Source organism: Mesorhizobium sp. M7D.F.Ca.US.004.03.1.1 (assembly GCF_003998635.1).
Lineage (GTDB): Bacteria > Pseudomonadota > Alphaproteobacteria > Rhizobiales > Rhizobiaceae > Mesorhizobium > Mesorhizobium loti.
Genome location: NZ_RZQG01001456.1, coordinates 1 through 941 on the forward strand (window position 1 = coordinate 1; position 941 = coordinate 941).

Here is a 941-nt window from a genome sequence, read left to right on the forward strand (position 1 = left end):
AGACAGATCCTTGCCGATGCAGTCAAGGCATCGGGCACGTCGGTGGTGACCGTCTCGTTGCGGCGTGAGATGGCGGGCGGTAGGGCCGGCGAACAATTCTGGTCGTTGATCCGCTCGCTGGGCGCCAGAACCCTGCCCAATACCGCCGGCTGCCTCTCCGTCAAGGAAGCCGTCACCACCGCGAAAATGGCGCGCGAGGTCTTCGGCACCAACTGGATCAAGCTCGAAGTGATCGGCAATCACGACACGCTACAGCCGGATGTGTTCGGTCTGGTTGAAGCCGCCCGCATCCTGTGCGAGGACGGCTTTGCGGTATTCCCCTATACCACCGACGATCTCGTTGTCGCCGAGCGGCTGCTGGAAGCGGGCTGCAAGGTCCTGATGCCGTGGTGCGCACCGATCGGTTCCGCCTTGGGACCGGTCAACATGACGGCGCTGCGCTCGATGCGCGGATATTTCCCTGGCGTCCCGCTGATTGTGGATGCGGGGCTCGGACGGCCGTCGCACGCGGCCACCGTCATGGAACTCGGCTTTGACGCCGTGCTCCTGAACACAGCGGTCGCCAAGGCGGCAGATCCGGTCGGCATGGCGCGTGCTTTCGGTAAGGCGGTCGACGCCGGTCGTGAGGCGTTCAGTTCGGGAATGCTCGAACCGCGCGACGTCGCCGTGCCATCGACACCGATGGTCGGCAGGGCCGTTTTTTCATGAAGCTCGATCCCTTCTACCTGATCGTCGACAGCGCCGCCTGGATCGAAAGGTTGGCGCCGCTCGGCGTCAAGCTGATTCAGCTTCGCATCAAAACCATGGATGAAACCGGGCTGCGCGCGGAGATCCGCAAGTCGAAGGCCTGGTGTGTCCAACACAAAAGCCAGCTCATCATCAATGATTATTGGCGCCTGGCAATCGAGGAAGGCTGCGATTTCGTGCATCTGGGCCAGGAG

2 protein-coding genes are annotated in these 941 nt (G+C 62.7%); both read left to right on the plus strand.

Annotated elements, in window-relative coordinates; genetic code table 11:
• The coding region (locus tag EN935_RS37915; RefSeq protein WP_164771806.1) for a thiazole synthase at window positions 1–708 on the plus strand (708 nt) is incomplete at its 5' end.
• On the plus strand, window positions 705–941 hold a 237-nt coding region (locus tag EN935_RS37920; RefSeq protein ID WP_206534694.1), incomplete at its 3' end, for a thiamine phosphate synthase. The genes EN935_RS37915 and EN935_RS37920, both read left to right, overlap by 4 nt.